Source organism: Streptomyces sp. NPDC006602, assembly GCF_042870385.1.
GTDB lineage: Bacteria > Actinomycetota > Actinomycetes > Streptomycetales > Streptomycetaceae > Streptomyces.
This window is the reverse complement of the sequence record NZ_JBIAHG010000002.1, coordinates 654510-668398: the sequence shown is the minus strand read 5'-3', so window position 1 is coordinate 668398 and position 13889 is coordinate 654510. Positions and strand designations below refer to the sequence as shown.

12 protein-coding genes are annotated in these 13889 nt (G+C 71.9%); 7 read left to right on the top strand and 5 right to left on the bottom strand.

Features of this window, described 5'->3' with window-relative positions:
- Nucleotides 1-57 precede the first annotated feature (57 nt).
- The 3 genes from ACFYO2_RS07700 to ACFYO2_RS07690 all read left to right on the top strand — a co-directional run bounded on the left by ACFYO2_RS07700 (nucleotide 58) and on the right by ACFYO2_RS07690 (nucleotide 6296).
- The gene (locus ACFYO2_RS07700) at nucleotides 58-3045 is read left to right on the top strand and encodes an esterase-like activity of phytase family protein (RefSeq protein ID WP_388345503.1); all 2988 of its coding nucleotides are present in this window, start codon (nucleotides 58-60) and stop codon (nucleotides 3043-3045) included.
- 366 nt (nucleotides 3046-3411) lie between these two features.
- Nucleotides 3412-5808 carry a molybdopterin oxidoreductase family protein gene (locus tag ACFYO2_RS07695; RefSeq protein WP_388345501.1) on the top strand — a complete coding sequence of 799 codons (2397 nt, stop codon included), beginning with the start codon at nucleotides 3412-3414 and terminating at the stop codon, nucleotides 5806-5808.
- Nucleotides 5805-6296, top strand: coding sequence for a hypothetical protein (locus tag ACFYO2_RS07690; RefSeq protein ID WP_388345499.1), 492 nt, complete (start codon nucleotides 5805-5807; stop codon nucleotides 6294-6296). Before ACFYO2_RS07695 ends, ACFYO2_RS07690 begins: the two co-directional genes overlap by 4 nt.
- 82 nt (nucleotides 6297-6378) lie before the next feature.
- Here ACFYO2_RS07690 and ACFYO2_RS07685 read toward each other — a convergent pair whose 3' ends face one another.
- Both ACFYO2_RS07685 and ACFYO2_RS07680 read right to left on the bottom strand, forming a co-directional pair.
- Nucleotides 6379-6525: a hypothetical protein gene (locus ACFYO2_RS07685; RefSeq protein ID WP_388345497.1), complete on the bottom strand. Its 147-nt coding sequence runs from the start codon at nucleotides 6523-6525 to the stop codon at nucleotides 6379-6381.
- Nucleotides 6522-7067 carry a hypothetical protein gene (locus ACFYO2_RS07680; protein WP_388345494.1) on the bottom strand — a complete coding sequence of 182 codons (546 nt, stop codon included), beginning with the start codon at nucleotides 7065-7067 and terminating at the stop codon, nucleotides 6522-6524. Before ACFYO2_RS07680 ends, ACFYO2_RS07685 begins: the two co-directional genes overlap by 4 nt.
- Nucleotides 7068-7447: 380 nt before the next feature.
- Between ACFYO2_RS07680 and ACFYO2_RS07675 the strand changes: the two genes are divergently transcribed.
- A complete protein-coding gene (locus ACFYO2_RS07675) occupies nucleotides 7448-9655 on the top strand; it encodes a SpoIIE family protein phosphatase (protein WP_388345492.1) in 2208 nt (735 codons plus the stop codon).
- Nucleotides 9656-9666: 11 nt separating this feature from the next.
- Nucleotides 9667-10656 carry an SDR family oxidoreductase gene (locus ACFYO2_RS07670; protein WP_388345489.1) on the top strand — a complete coding sequence of 330 codons (990 nt, stop codon included), beginning with the start codon at nucleotides 9667-9669 and terminating at the stop codon, nucleotides 10654-10656.
- Between the two features lie 135 nt (nucleotides 10657-10791).
- Here the strand turns inward: ACFYO2_RS07670 and ACFYO2_RS07665 are convergent, their stop codons facing one another.
- Both ACFYO2_RS07665 and ACFYO2_RS07660 read right to left on the bottom strand, forming a co-directional pair.
- Nucleotides 10792-11037: a hypothetical protein gene (locus tag ACFYO2_RS07665; RefSeq protein ID WP_388345486.1), complete on the bottom strand. Its 246-nt coding sequence runs from the start codon at nucleotides 11035-11037 to the stop codon at nucleotides 10792-10794.
- The gene (locus ACFYO2_RS07660) at nucleotides 11037-12347 is read right to left on the bottom strand and encodes a cytochrome P450 (protein ID WP_388345483.1); all 1311 of its coding nucleotides are present in this window, start codon (nucleotides 12345-12347) and stop codon (nucleotides 11037-11039) included. The genes ACFYO2_RS07665 and ACFYO2_RS07660 overlap by 1 nt, the downstream gene beginning before the upstream one ends.
- A gap of 284 nt (nucleotides 12348-12631) precedes the next feature.
- Between ACFYO2_RS07660 and ACFYO2_RS07655 the strand changes: the two genes are divergently transcribed.
- Nucleotides 12632-12958, top strand: a complete 327-nt coding sequence (locus ACFYO2_RS07655; RefSeq protein ID WP_388345480.1) for a hypothetical protein — start codon at nucleotides 12632-12634, stop codon at nucleotides 12956-12958.
- Nucleotides 12913-13242 (top strand): TfoX/Sxy family protein, encoded by a 330-nt coding sequence (locus ACFYO2_RS07650; RefSeq protein ID WP_388345478.1) that lies wholly within the window; start codon nucleotides 12913-12915, stop codon nucleotides 13240-13242. The genes ACFYO2_RS07655 and ACFYO2_RS07650 overlap by 46 nt, the downstream gene beginning before the upstream one ends.
- Nucleotides 13243-13264: 22 nt before the next feature.
- Here the strand turns inward: ACFYO2_RS07650 and ACFYO2_RS07645 are convergent, their stop codons facing one another.
- Nucleotides 13265-13828: a GNAT family N-acetyltransferase gene (locus ACFYO2_RS07645; RefSeq protein ID WP_388345475.1), complete on the bottom strand. Its 564-nt coding sequence runs from the start codon at nucleotides 13826-13828 to the stop codon at nucleotides 13265-13267.
- Between the last annotated feature and the right edge of the window lie 61 nt (nucleotides 13829-13889).

Sequence of the window (13889 nt, the reverse complement as noted above, 5' to 3'; positions counted from 1 at the left end):
CGCGCGGGCCGGCGAGCCATGCCCGCACGCCCGTGCGCCTCCCTTGGAAGGACACCCATGCGCCACAGATCCCCAGCTCGCCGCAGACGCGCACTCCTCGCCTCCTTCGCCGCGGCCGGCCTCCTCGGCAGCCTGGCCCTCACGAACGGCTTCGCCGCGGAACCCGAGGCGGACACCTCCGCCAAGCCGCAGGACGTGCGGCTCCTCGACACCTTCACGGTCCCCGCCGGGACCACGGAGCTCGGCATGCCGTTCGGCGGACTGTCCGGCATCGACTACGACCCGCAGTCCGGCGAGTACGTCGCCCTCAGCGACGACCGCTCGGAGAACGGCAAGGCCCGCTTCTACACCCTCCGACTGCCACTCGACGGGGCGGCCTTCGCCGCTGACGAGCCCGCCCTCGACGGCCTGACCGTGCTCGCCGACACCACCGGCGAACCCTTCGCCCCCAAGGCGGTCGACCCCGAGGCGATCCGCTGGACACCGGGCGGCAAGAGCCTGCTGTGGACCAGTGAGGGCGCTTCGTCCATCGGACAGCCCGCCTTCGTCCGAGAGGCGGCCACCTCCGGCGGGTACGTCCGCGAACTGCCACTGCCCCAGGCGTACGCCCCCGTCCGCTCGGCCTCGGGCACGCTCACCGCCGGGGTGCGCAACAACCAGGCGCTGGAAGGCCTCACCCTCTCCCCGGACGGGCGCAAGGTGGTCACGATCACCGAGAACGCCCTCGTCCAGGACGGCCCCGCGGCCGGGCTGACGGTCAAGAGCCCGTCCCGGCTGCTGCAGATGGACCGTCAGACGGGGAAGCCGGAAGCCGAGCACGTCTACGAGGTCGACCCGATCTCCGACGCGCCCACCGCGCCCCTGCCCGCCCCGGTCGGCACGTACTCGGCGGACCGGGGAGTCTCCGAGATCCTCGCGATCAACGACACCGACTATCTCACCGTCGAACGATCCTTCGCCTCCGGTGTCGGCTTCTCCATCCGCCTCTACTGGACCAGCACCATCGGCGCGACGGACGTAGGCGGCAAGGAAGCCCTGTCCGGCACCGAGAAGCCGATGCCGAAGAAGCTGCTGTACGACTTCACCACCTCCGGCACCGACGCCGACAACGTCGAGGGCATCACCTGGGGGCCGAGGCTGCCCGACGGCTCCCGCTCGCTCGTCCTCGTCGCCGACGACAACTTCGGCTTCAACGGCAGCGTCACGAAGTTCCACCTGCTGTCGGTCCGGCCGGATCTCCTCGCCACCCGCACCCCGGACGTCAACGGCGACGGTGCCGTGGACGCCAAGGACCTGGCGGCGATCCCGACCGCCGGCGCGGCCGGAGACCTCGACGGCAACGGCCGTACGGACGCCGCCGACGTCCGGCTGTGGATCTCGTACACCCGCGCCTTCCCCACGGCGCAGAAGCCACCGTCCACCGTCGACGTCCAGCTGCTGTCCTTCAACGACTTCCACGGCAATCTGGAGCCGCCCACCGGACGCGACGCCAACCTCGGCTCCAAGCTCGACCCGAAGTCCACACCGGTCGGCGGCGCGGAATTCCTCGCTGCCCGGCTGGGCCAGCTGAGGCAGGGCACCGACACCTCGCTGACCGTCGCAGCGGGCGACATCATCGGCGCCAGCCCCTTCCTGTCCGGCCTCTTCCACGACGAACCCACCGTCGAATCCATGGAGAAGCTGCACCTGGACGTCACCAGCGTCGGCAACCACGAGTTCGACGAGGGCACCGAGGAACTGCTGCGCATGCAGCACGGGGGCTGCCACCCCAAGGACGGCTGCTTCATCAAGGACGAGCCGTACGACGGCGCCCAGTTCCCCTGGCTGGCCGCCAATGTCATCGACCGCGACTCCGGCGAGCCCCTCCTCGCACCCACCTGGGTGAAGAAGGTGGACGGGGTGAAGGTCGGCTTCATCGGCATGACCCTGGAGGGCACGCCCGAGGTCACCGGCCAGTCCGGCATCAAGTCCGTACGCTTCCTCGACGAGGTGCAGACCGCCAACGCCTCCGCCCGCGAACTGCGCCGACAGGGCGTGGAGGCGATCGTCGTGCTGCTGCACGAGGGAGGCGTGCAGGCCGGATCGTACGGTCAGTGCGACGGCATCTCCGGGCCGATCGTGGAGATCGCCAAGAACCTCGACCCGGCGATCGACTCCGTGGTGACCGGCCACACCCACCAGCCGTACATCTGCTCCCTGCCCGACCCGGCCGGCAACCCCCGCCTGGTCACCTCGGCCTCGTCGTTCGGCCGGGTGGTGACCGAGACCCGGCTGCCGGTGGACCGCCGTACCGGCGATGTCGTACGGGACCGGGTCGCCGCGATGAACCACCTCGTCACCCGCACCGGCGCCAAGGACGCCGACCAGAGTGCCGTCATCGAAAAGTGGAAGGCCCTGTCGGCCCCGCTGGCCAACCGGGTCGTCGGCAGCGTCAGCGCCGACATCACCCGCTCCGAGACCCGCGACGCCGAGTCCGACCTGGCGAACCTCGTCGCCGACGCCCAACTCGCCGCGACCTCGGCACCGGAGCGCGGCGGGGCCCAGATCGCCCTGATGAACCCCGGTGGGGTGCGGGCGGACCTGGTGTACGCGTCGTCGACGGGCGGTGAGGCGCTCGGGGAGATCACGTACGCGGAGGCCTTCGCCGTACAGCCCTTCGCCGGATCCCTGGTCTCCGTGAACCTGACGGGGGCGCAGATCGAGAAGATCCTGGAGGAGCAGTTCAACGACTCCGGCACCCGGGCGCCCACCCTCATGCTCGGCGTCTCCAAGGGCCTGACGTACTCCTTCTCCCGCGGCGCCCCGGTCGGTGACCGCATCGACCCGGCGTCGATCACCCTCAACGGCGACCCGCTGAAGCCGGACGCCACCTACCGGGTGACCGCGAACACCTTCCTCGCTGCGGGCGGCGACGGCTTCACCACCTTCGCCGAGGGCACCGACACGGTCGGCGGCGGGGACGACATCGCGGCCCTCACCGACTACCTCACCGCCCACAGCCCGGTCGCCCCGCCCGGCACCGACCGTGTGACCGAGCTGCCCTGACAACGGCCGTGGCCGAGGGGACAACGGCCATGGCCGAAGGCGTCAGGGGCCCGACGGGGCAATTCCGTCAGGCTGAACGGCATGGTTGCGGCGTTCGGTGTCCGGCCGTGCGGTGCCGGACTGGCGTGTCAGTGGGGCCCGCCCTTCCCCATGGCCTGGCGGACGGCGTCGCGGGTGTGGTCGACCAGGGCACAGGAACGGTCTCCTCGGATGACAGACCGGGACTGGGTCGGCGCCGGGTACCCCCGCTCCGCCTCCCTCACGGCTCCGACGACGGCGGAAGGGCGGCTTTCGGCCGCGGCCGGTGCGAGACCGTGCGTGCGGGGTACTCAGTGCACCGGCGGCTCGCCCGATGGAGGTGTGATCGTGGTGGACGAGACTGATCGCATCAAGAACCCGTGGGGCGCGCGTACGCCGTATGGCCCAGGTACTCCTTGGCCCACGCGCACCGACGCCCACTTGGCGTCCGGTGTCGCCGAGGAGGACGTGGAGCGGTGGGTGCAGTCCGCCTCGCTGCTGCACTCCAACGGGGACGCCATGGACATCGCCGTACGGCACGGGCGGATCGTGGGTGTACGTGGCCGCGCCACCGACCGGGTCAACCGCGGCCGGCTCGGCCCGAAGGACCTCTACGGGTGGCAGGCGAACGCCTCGCCGGACCGGCTGACCCGCCCGCTGGTGCGAGAAGCCGGCCGGCTGGTCGAGTCCGACTGGGACACCGCGATGGGCCGGATCGTGGCCCGCTCGAAGGACCTGTTGAAACAGCACGGGCCGGGCTCGATCGGCTTCTACACCACCGGGCAGCTGTTCCTGGAGGAGTACTACACGCTGGCGGTGCTCGCCCGGGCCGGCATCGGCACCAACCACCTGGACGGCAACACCCGCCTGTGCACGGCCACCGCCGCCGAGGCCCTCAAGGAGACCTTCGGCTGCGACGGGCAGCCCGGCTCCTACGAGGACATCGACCACGCCGATGTCATCGCCCTGTTCGGGCACAACATGGCCGAGACGCAGACGGTGCTCTGGACCCGCGTCCTGGACCGGCTTGCGGGCCCCCAGCCGCCCCGCCTGGTCTGCGTCGACCCGCGCTACACGCCGGTGGCGCGGCGGGCGACCGTACACCTGGCACCCCGGGCGGGGACGAACGTGGCCCTGCTCAACGCGCTGCTGCACGAGATCATCCGCACCGACCGGATCGACCGCGACCACCTCGACACGCACACCGTCGGCTTCGCCGAACTGGCCGCCATGGTCGAGCCGTGCACCCCGCGGTGGGCGGCCCGGATCTGCGACGTACCCGCCGCCTCGATCGAGCACGCGGCGGAGATCACCGGCGGCGCCGAGCGGCTGCTGTCCACGGTCCTGCAGGGCGTCTACCAGTCGCACCAGGCCACCGCGGCCGCCGTCCAGGTCAACAACCTGCATCTCGTCCGGGGCATGCTGGGCCGCCCCGGGTGCGGAGTGCTGCAGATGAACGGCCAGCCCAGCGCGCAGAACACCCGCGAGTGCGGCGCCGACGGCGACCTGCCGGGCTTCCGGAACTGGCAGAACGACGAGCACGTCGCCGACCTGGCCCGGGTGTGGAACGTGACCCCCGAGCGCATCCCGCACTACGCGCCGCCCACCCACGCGATGCAGATCTTCCGGTACGCCGAGCAGGGTTCGATCCGGATGCTGTGGATCACCGGGACCAACCCGGCCGTCTCCCTGCCCGAGCTGTCCCGCATCCGCTCCATCCTGGCCAAGGAGGAGCTGTTCGTGGTGGCCCAGGACCTGTTCGAGACCGAGACCGCGCAACTGGCCGACGTGGTCCTGCCCGCCGCGACCTGGGGGGAGAAGACCGGCGTCCTCACCAACGCCGACCGCACCGTGCACCTGTCCGATAAGGCGGTCGAACCGCCCGGCGAGGCCCGCTCCGACCTGGACATCTTCCTCGACTACGCCGCCCGCATGGACTTCCGCGACAAGGACGGCGACCCGCTGATCGGCTGGCACGACGCGGAGTCCGCGTTCCGGGCCTGGCAGCGGTGCAGCGCCGGCCGCCCGTGCGACTACACCGGCCTCAGCTACGACCGGCTGCGCGAGGGCAGTGGCATCCAGTGGCCGTGCACCGAGGACGCACCCGACGGCACCGCCCGCCTCTACACCGACGGCATCAGCTGGGCGGACCCGGACACCTGCGAGAGCTACGGCAAGGACCTGGTCACGGGAGCGTCCGTCGAGGAGGTCGAGTACCGGTCCCTCAACCCGCACGGCAAGGCGGTCATCAGGGCGGCCGAGTACCTGCCGCCCCACGAGGACACCTCCCCGGACTTCCCCCTCCAGCTGATCACCGGGCGTACCGTCCACCACTTCCACACCCGCACGAAGACCGGCCGCGCACCCGAACTGAACGCCGCCGCCCCCGACGTCTGGGCCGAGCTCTCTCCCACGGAGGCCGCCCACCAAGGCCTGTCCGACGGCGATCTGGTCCAGGTCAGCACCCCTCGCGGAGCGGTGCGCGCCCGGCTGCGCACCACCGGCATCCGGGACGGCGTCGTGTTCCTGCCCTTCCACTACGGCTACTGGGACACGCCCGCCGGCCACCGCCCGCCGGACGAGGGCGCGGGCCGCGCCGCCAACGAGGGCACCGTCACCGACTGGGACCCGGTCTCCAAGCAGCCCCTCTTCAAGACCGCGGCGGCCCGCGTCACCCTCGTTGCCCGCCGTGGCACCGGGGCCAGGGCGGGGAGCACCACCGAGAAGGCAGGGAGCACGACATGACCGGCATCGCCGCCACGCTCCGCATCCTCCACGACGGTGAACGCACGCTGGAGCGTGACCTGTTGACCGCCGCGGCGCGTCACCGCACCGAGCACGAGATCCACCATGTCGCGACGGACCTCTCCCGCTGGTCTCGCGAGCACACCACCCGGCTCGCCGACGTGGGCCGCCACTACGACCTCGACCTGCCCGGCCCCCAGAACCATGCCTCGCCCGGAGCCCTCACCGCGCTGAAGGAGAAGGCCGCCGAAGCCCTCGGCCGCCGTCCGGAGACCGGCCTGCTCCTCCTGTACGACCTGCGCGAACTGCACCTGGCCGCCACGCGGAACTCGCTGCACTGGGAGATGCTCGCCCAGGCCGCACAGGCCACCAAGGACGACCGGCTCCTCGGGCTGGCCGGCGCCTGCCACCCGCAGACGCTGCGTCAGATGCGATGGACCAACACCATGATCAAGGAACTCTCGCCGCAGCTGTTGGTGAGTGCGTGAGCGCCTGCTGCGCGGCACGCTGGCGCTGGGCTTGCTTTTGCACGGCGTACTCCCGCAGTGCCTGCTCGGCACTGCGGGAGTGTCAGGACCCGTCGGTGTCGCCCGCGTCATCGCGGTCGCCCTCGGCCTGAGACGGCGTCGGGTGGTCCGGAGCCGGGCTGTCGGCCGTGCTCCGGGTGTCGGTGTCGTCGGGCTCGCCTTCGGCCTGGGAGGGGGTGTGGTCGTTCATGCGTGTGACTCCTGGTGCACGGGTCGGTCGCCGCTCTCCTGGAAGGTCGTGCTGACCTGGCGTAGGCGCAGCTGTTCCAGCGTGTCCAGCTGGCGGTGGGCGCGTTCGAGCAGGTTGTCGAGCTGCCCGGGATCGAGGCGGGTGTCGGCGTCGGCCAGCCTGCGCAGCGTCCGCCAGCCGGCGGCCTTCCCTTCGACGCCGAGGCGCAGCAGTTCGAGCTCCAGCATGGGGCTGAGCGGAGAGCGGCTGACGAGTCGGCCGTTGGCCTTGAGCCGGCCCGCCCGCTCGGCCAGTCGGCCCGCGACGATCTTGTAGCGGCGTACCGGGACCTCAAGCCGCCGCATGATCTTCAGCAGCTCCGCCCGGTCCTCGGCGATCTCTTCGGCGATCGGCCGCACCGCGTCAGCGAGGGCGGGGTCCCGCTCGGACTCGGCGTCGGCCAGCGTCCGCGCCCGGTCGACGCCGAGCGTGGCTCCGGCGAGGTGATCGTTGAGGTAGATACCGAGCAGGTTCCTGTCGATCGGGTTCGGGCGGTCGTCCATGAGGCCTCTCCCTTCGTGATCGGCGACGCGTTCGGCGACGTCCGACGCGAGGCCGAGTACCCCGAGGGTCCTGGTCACACCCTTGACGCCGGAATTGCGTCGCGCCGACCTACGTCTACCTGGCCTCCGACGCCGACTCGAGCTACACGGTCGGCGAGGTGATCGCAGTGACCGGCGGCATCGCCGACACCCGGTGAGACGCCGCACGGACGCGGGTATGAGCAGCGCGCGGGAGGGAGTGCCGACCGCTCTCCATGGGCGTAACGTCCTCCTATGGGCGAGGTCCGGGCACGTCCGGCATGCGTATGCGGTGCCCCGAGGGAAGCAGCGGGGCACCCGCGGCCGTCCGGGAATGTCCCGCGCGACGCTGGAGGTGCCTCGTGACCAGCCGGGCCGATCCGGCCGCCGACGCGCAGCAACTCGATGCCGTGTTCGCGGAGACGGTGCGCCGGACCGGCGCGTCCATCGGCGCTCTGTACCTGCTCGCGCCGGACGAGCAGGTGTTGTGGCTGGACGTGCTGTGCGGGGCGCCGGCCGAGTTCGCCGCGCCGTGGGAGAGGGTATCGATGACCGCTCCGGCACCGGTGGCCGAGGCGGTCCGTGAGGGCCGGATGGTGTGGGTGGGCAGTCAGGAGGAGATGGCCCGCTCCTATCCGCGCACCGCGATGGTGCTTCCCTACCCGTTGGCATTGGTCGCCGCGCCGGTCACCGGCGCCCGTCGGCGGGGCACGCTGCTGCTGATGTGGCCGACCACCAGCCGTCCGCCGTACATGACCGGACGGGAACGGGGTCACATCGAGTCCCGATGCCGGCGTCTGGCCCGGCTGCTGGACGAAGCCGTCGAGGACGGCAGGCCCCCGGCGCGCGGCGACCGGCCTCGCGTCGTCCCCACCGGGACCGGCCGCCGGTCCGAGAGCCCGGCGATGGCGGCCGCCGACTTCGTGGAGCGCCTGCCCGGCGGCAGCTGCGCCCTGGACCTGGAGGGCCGCTTCGCCTACCTCAGCTCGGGCGCCTGCGACCTGCTGGGCCGCGAGGCGGATCAGCTGCTGGGCACCCTGCCGTGGCAGTCCCTGCGCTGGCTCGACGACCCCACCTACGAGGACCGCTACCGCGCCGCGGTGATCAGCCGCGAGTCCCTCTCCTTCACCGCGTGCCGCCCGCCGGACCGGTGGCTGGAGTTCCACCTCTACCCGGACTCCAGCGGCATCAGCGTCCGCATCCTTCCCAGCGGTGCGCAGCCCCCGCCCGCACCGGCGTCCCACCGGTCCACGCGCACCCTCACACCGGCCCGCGCCGGGCAGCTCTACCAGCTCACCCACCTGGCGGCCGCGCTGACCGAGGTCGTCGGCGTCCAGGACGTCATCGACCTGGTCGCCGACCAGATCATGCCCGCCTTCGGTGCCCAGGGCCTGGTCATGTCCACCGCCGACGCCGGCCGGCTGCGCATCACCGGCCACCGCGGCTACGACGCCCACACCATCCAGCGCCTGGACGGACTGCCCCTCGACACCGACTTCACCCCGGCCGGGCGCGCCCTCGCCAGCGGCATCCCCGCGTTCTTCTCCGACCCGGAGGAGATGCGGCGCATCTACCCCGAGGCACCGTTGATCAGCGGCAAGCAGGCCTGGGCGTTCCTGCCGCTGATCATCTCCGGCCGGCCCGTCGGCGTCTGCGTGATGTCCTACGACCAGCCCCACGAGTTCCCGGCCGAGGAACGCGCCGTCCTGACGTCGCTCGCCGGGCTCATCGCCCAGGCCCTCGACCGCGCCCGCCTCTACGACACCAAACACGAGCTCGCCCACGGTCTCCAGCAGGCCCTGCTCCCACGCACCCTGCCCCGGATCACCGGCCTGCGGGTCGCCGCCCGCTACCTGCCCGCCACCCGGGGCATGGACATCGGCGGGGACTTCTACGACCTGATCCGGCTCGGTGACACCGCCGCCGCGGCCGTCATCGGCGACGTCCAGGGCCACAACGTGGCCGCCGCCGCCCTGATGGGTCAGGTCCGTACCGGTGTCTACGCCCATGCGACCCTCGGCACGCCCCCCGACCAGGTCCTCGCCAGAACCAACCGGCTCCTGGCCGACCTCGCCCCCGACCTGTTCACCAGCTGCCTCTACGCCCACCTCGACTTCGCCCGCCGACGCGTGATCCTGGCCAGCGCCGGTCACCCGCCCCCACTCGTGCGCCTTCCCGACGGCGACACCCGGCCCGTCGACGTCCCGCCCGGACCACTCCTGGGGGTCGACCCCGACGCCGTCTTCCCCCTGACCGAGATCCCGCTCACCCCTGGGCTCATGCTCGCCCTCTACACCGACGGCCTCGTCGAAACACCGGGAGTGGACCTCGACGACTCCATCGCCCACCTCGCACAGCACCTCGCCCACGCCGACGACCGGGACCTGGACCTGCTCATCGACGACCTGCTGAGGAAGGCCAGGGTGGCCGGTCAGCGCACCGACGACATCGCACTCCTCGTGCTGCAGCACGGAACGGAACGGGCCGCTGACGGCAGAGGCGACCCGGTGGTTTCGGGTACCCGGTCCGGGCGGAGCCGGACATCAGGCGTCGGGCTCGGGCAGACCTGAGGAGGTACGGAATGGGACTGCGAGACCACGTGGTGGTGGTGACCGGAGCGTCCAGCGGGATCGGGCGGGCCACGGCCGAGGCCTTCGCGCGCAAAGGGTGCGCGGTGGTGCTGGCCGCGCGCCGAGAGGAGGCGCTGGAGGCGGCAGCCGAGGAGTGCGGGAAGCACCGCGGGGCACGGACGCTGGTCGTGCCGACCGATACGACGGACGTGGGGGCCGTCGAGAACCTGGCGCGGAGTGCCGTGGAGGCGTTCGGCCGGATCGACGTCTGGGTCAACAACGCGGCCGTCAACGCCTTCGGCCGTTTCGAGGACGTGCCGCTGGAGGACTTCCGTAAGGTCCTGGACGTCAATGTGATGGGCTACGTGTACGGGGCCCGAGCGGCGCTGCGGGTGATGCGGGAGCAGGGTACCGGCACGCTGATCAACATCTCGTCCATCGCGGGTACCGTCGCACAGCCGTACAGCCACCCGTACAGCATGTCGAAGCACGCCATCCAGGGGCTCGGGTCGAGCCTGAGGCAGCAGCTGCGGGTGGAGGGGATGAAGGGCATCCATGTGTGCACGGTGATGCCCGCGACCATCGACACCCCGCACTTCGAGCAGGCGGCCAACTACACGGGGCGCAAGGTGGTCGCCATGCCGCCGGTCTACAGCCCCGAGCGGGTCGCCAAGGCGGTCGTCGACCTCGTCCGCCACCCGCATCGTGAAGTCGTGGTCGGCCCCGCGGGCCGCGCTCTGGTTCGCCAGTCCCGGATGGCACCCGCCATCGCGGAGCGGGCGATGGCACGGCAGGCGGACAGGACCCATCTGTCCCGCGACGAGGAGGCTCCCGCCACGCACGGGGTGCTGCACGTACCGGCTCCCGGAGAGGGAGCCGTGCACGGCGGCTGGCACGGGCGGCGGCGCACCGCGATGCGCAGGACGGCCGCGGCCGCCGCGCTGGCGGGGGCGGCCGTGACCGCCGGCCGCCGGATGAGTCGTGCCTCGGCGCACAGCTGACCGGAAGGGGGCCGTGAGCGGTGGTTCCTCGCTGACCGGCAGAGGGCCGTGAGCGGTTCCTCGAGCGGTTCGCCGTACGGCAGTCGGCCGTACGGCGAACCTGTGCAACCGCGACCCGCTCAGCGACCGTCGACCTCAGCCGCCCTGCTCCCGCACGGTCGTATCGAGGGCGGCCGCCACCGCCTCGGGGTCGCTGGACGCTGACCGGTCGGCGTTCAGGCGTTCCCTGAGATCATGGCCGGACACGACCGGCAGCGCGCCGCGACAGTGCTCGGAGTCCAGCTCCGGCGCCGGGACCACCTCGGCCCGGCCGTGGAGCAGCACCAGCACGGCGTCGTCCTCACGGTTCAGCAGTTCGCGGACATGATCGCCAGTGATCATCAGCTCGTCTCCCTCCTTCCGGCCCCTTGCCGTTGCCGTCGGCCCGCTGAACGCCCGGACAGGGCGGACGCCGACACACGGACCGCCCCGATGACGAATCCGCTGCGTACGCGGGCCGGTATGCGGTTCAGCGGGATCCGCAGATCCTGTTCGGGCACGTCGTACTCCAGCCGGGCCAGCCGGGGCGCGAGGGTCGTCAGCAGCGCGATCGTGACGTCCTCGCCGGGGCAACGGTGACCGGTGGCACGGTCGCCACCGCCCTGCGGAACGAGTTCGTCGCGCTGGGGCGGCCGCCCCACGAAGCGCCGCGGTTCGAAGGTGTACGGATCGTCCCAGAGGTCGAGGTCGTGGTTCTGCCCGTACAGGTCGAGCAGGATCATCGCGCCGGACGGGATCGGTTCCCCCCGCCACTCCAGATCGGTGACCGCCCGGCCGCCGAGGAAGGGGGCGAAGGGGTAGAAGCGCCGCAGCTCGTGGGCGAAGGCCACGGTGTACGCGGGGTCGTCCTCGCGCAACCGCTCCCGGATGTCGGGCCCGCGGTGCAGCGCATGACCGGCGTAGGCGACGAACCAGCACACCGCGACGGTCGGACGGATGACATTGAGCAGCTCGACGGCGGCCGTGTGCGGGTCCAGGAGCCGGCCGTCGACGTCCCGGTGCCGGACCACCACGTCCAGCGCGGACCCGGCCGGCGCGGTGGCGGTCCCCTCCCGTACGTCCTCGACCAGACGTCCCAGCCACGCCTCGCTGCGGGCCCGCGCGCTGCGGGCCCGCCAGTGGCGCGGCCCCGGCGTGGCGAAGCCGTCGACCATGGCGACCAGGTCCCGGGCCACCGGGCCGGGGTCGTCGAGGGGGATGCCTGCCCACCGGCAGACGCCTCGGGTGAGGACCTGGCTCGTCTCGTCGAACAGGACGACCGACGGACGGCGGGTCCACGACGGCACGGCCTCGTCCCACACTCCGGTGACGTCCTCCACCAGGCCGGCGACCGCCTCCGGCCCGGTGAGCAGGGAGAGGAACATGTCCTTGCGGGCGCGGTGGGCCGGCCCGTCCAGGGTGTGCACGGCTCCGTGGCCGAACAGTGTGCTCAGCACCGGACCTGGCAGCGCCGTTCCGCGTTCCACGTGCCGCTCGTCGTAGAAGAACCGCACCGCTTCCGGGCCGTGCAGGGCGACCGTGTGCTGTCCCATCAGCCGGGCGCGCACGACGGGGCCCGGGGCACGGCGCCGGCGATCGGGCAGCCAGGCGTACCCCTTGGCGAGGAGGGCGAGTGAGCTGTCGACTAGCGGGGGGCGACGACTCTGATTCATGGCTCGGCGAGTGCCCGTGGGCCTCGGCCGGAAACGCGGCCCCGGTGGGCCGGGGTGGAGGCAAGCGCGGCACTCACGGCCGGGGATCGGTGCGTTGCCACCGTGGGCGTGCGTCGGTCCCACGGCGTCCGGCGACGGAGGCGCAGCGCGGGCACTGGCGTCGTACCCGGTCCGCGGCTCCGCCGGATTCCGGGAGGTGTCCGGCCAGTGGACGTGCGGGAGTCTCAACTAAAGTGAAGGGTTCCGGCCAGTCGGGCCCGACCCGCTCTGGAAGGGACACCCGCATGGCTGACATCGCTCTGCAGATCCGTATCGACGCCGACGCCGAGACCGTCCACCGCGCCGTCTCCGCACCCGAGGGCGTGGCCGGCTGGTTCACGACCGGGGCCGAGATCGGGGAAGGAATCGGCGCCCTGCACCGGCTGTCGTTCCCCGACGCGCCGATGACCTGGGATTTCCGCATCGACCAGGCCGAGCCGGGCAAGCGGCGCGCAAGCTGTTGGGACCGCCGTCATGACCGCCGGACCACGCCGCCGCGGCCCGAGCACAAGAAACGGAGTCGACCATGGCATTCGATGAAGGACTGGCCGAGCGGATCCGTGAACGCCTGAGCGCGGACCCCGTGATCACCGAGAAGCGCATGTTCGGCGGCCTGGCGTTCCTGCACCGGGGCAACATGGCCGTCGGCGTCATCGGGGACGACCTCATGGTCCGCGTCGGTCCCGACGGCACCGACACCGCGCTGGCCCGCCCCGGCGCGCGCCTCTTCGACTTCACCGGCCGTCCGATGCGCGGCTGGGTCGTCGTCGCCGCCTCGGCGCTCATGGAGGACACCGAGCTCGACGCGTGGATCGAAGAGGGCCACAGCTTCGCGGCAGGCCTGCCACCCAAGTAGGCCGGACCTGGGCCTCCCCGGCCTACGCCGTTTCGCCCGGACCCGTACAGGTCGACGCTCTCGGACGGCTCTGGAGGACCTGGCCAGGCGTTCCCGCCACGTCGGGCGGTATGAGGAACTCCAGCTCGGGACGGTCCCACACCACGGCGGGCGGGTTCGCGGACGCGGTCCCGGTGTGCATTGCACCCACACTGCGGTAGAAGCCCTCGGCGGGAGGATGAGACACCACCCGGACACGGTCGAGCCCGGCGGCGCGGGCCTCGAACGTCATGTGCGCGACGAGCAGCCGTCCGATGCCGCGGCCCTGTGCTCCGTCGGCGACGAACAGCAGGTCGAGCTCCGGCGGGGCGAGGACGAGCGAGTAGAACCCCACGACACGGCTTTCGTGCTCCTCGGCGGCGACGGCCACGAAGACGCGGTGGGCCTCGATGTAGTCGGGACCCACCCGGTAGTCCGCGACCATGGCCGCGTACTGCCCTTCGTAGGCCCGCGAGCCCCGCACGAGCCGCGTGAGCCGTTTGGCGTCCCGCGCCACGGCCCGCCGTATCGTGGTCGGCCCGCGCCTGGGTGTAATGCCTGACTTCATACCAAGAGTATTACGCACCGGGGAGCATCCGGGTGCGGCGGGTGCGGCTGAGCACATCTGC

Coding starts and splice junctions, on each gene's coding strand:
- ACFYO2_RS07685 (WP_388345497.1), bottom strand. CDS start 6,525: ATGAACGACCACACCCCCTCCCAGGCCGAAGGCGAGCCCGACGACACC.
- ACFYO2_RS07690 (WP_388345499.1), top strand. CDS start 5,805: ATGACCGGCATCGCCGCCACGCTCCGCATCCTCCACGACGGTGAACGC.
- ACFYO2_RS07660 (WP_388345483.1), bottom strand. CDS start 12,347: ATGAATCAGAGTCGTCGCCCCCCGCTAGTCGACAGCTCACTCGCCCTC.
- ACFYO2_RS07700 (WP_388345503.1), top strand. CDS start 58: ATGCGCCACAGATCCCCAGCTCGCCGCAGACGCGCACTCCTCGCCTCC.
- ACFYO2_RS07645 (WP_388345475.1), bottom strand. CDS start 13,828: ATGAAGTCAGGCATTACACCCAGGCGCGGGCCGACCACGATACGGCGG.
- ACFYO2_RS07680 (WP_388345494.1), bottom strand. CDS start 7,067: ATGGACGACCGCCCGAACCCGATCGACAGGAACCTGCTCGGTATCTAC.
- ACFYO2_RS07670 (WP_388345489.1), top strand. CDS start 9,667: ATGGGACTGCGAGACCACGTGGTGGTGGTGACCGGAGCGTCCAGCGGG.
- ACFYO2_RS07665 (WP_388345486.1), bottom strand. CDS start 11,037: ATGATCACTGGCGATCATGTCCGCGAACTGCTGAACCGTGAGGACGAC.
- ACFYO2_RS07650 (WP_388345478.1), top strand. CDS start 12,913: ATGGCATTCGATGAAGGACTGGCCGAGCGGATCCGTGAACGCCTGAGC.
- ACFYO2_RS07655 (WP_388345480.1), top strand. CDS start 12,632: ATGGCTGACATCGCTCTGCAGATCCGTATCGACGCCGACGCCGAGACC.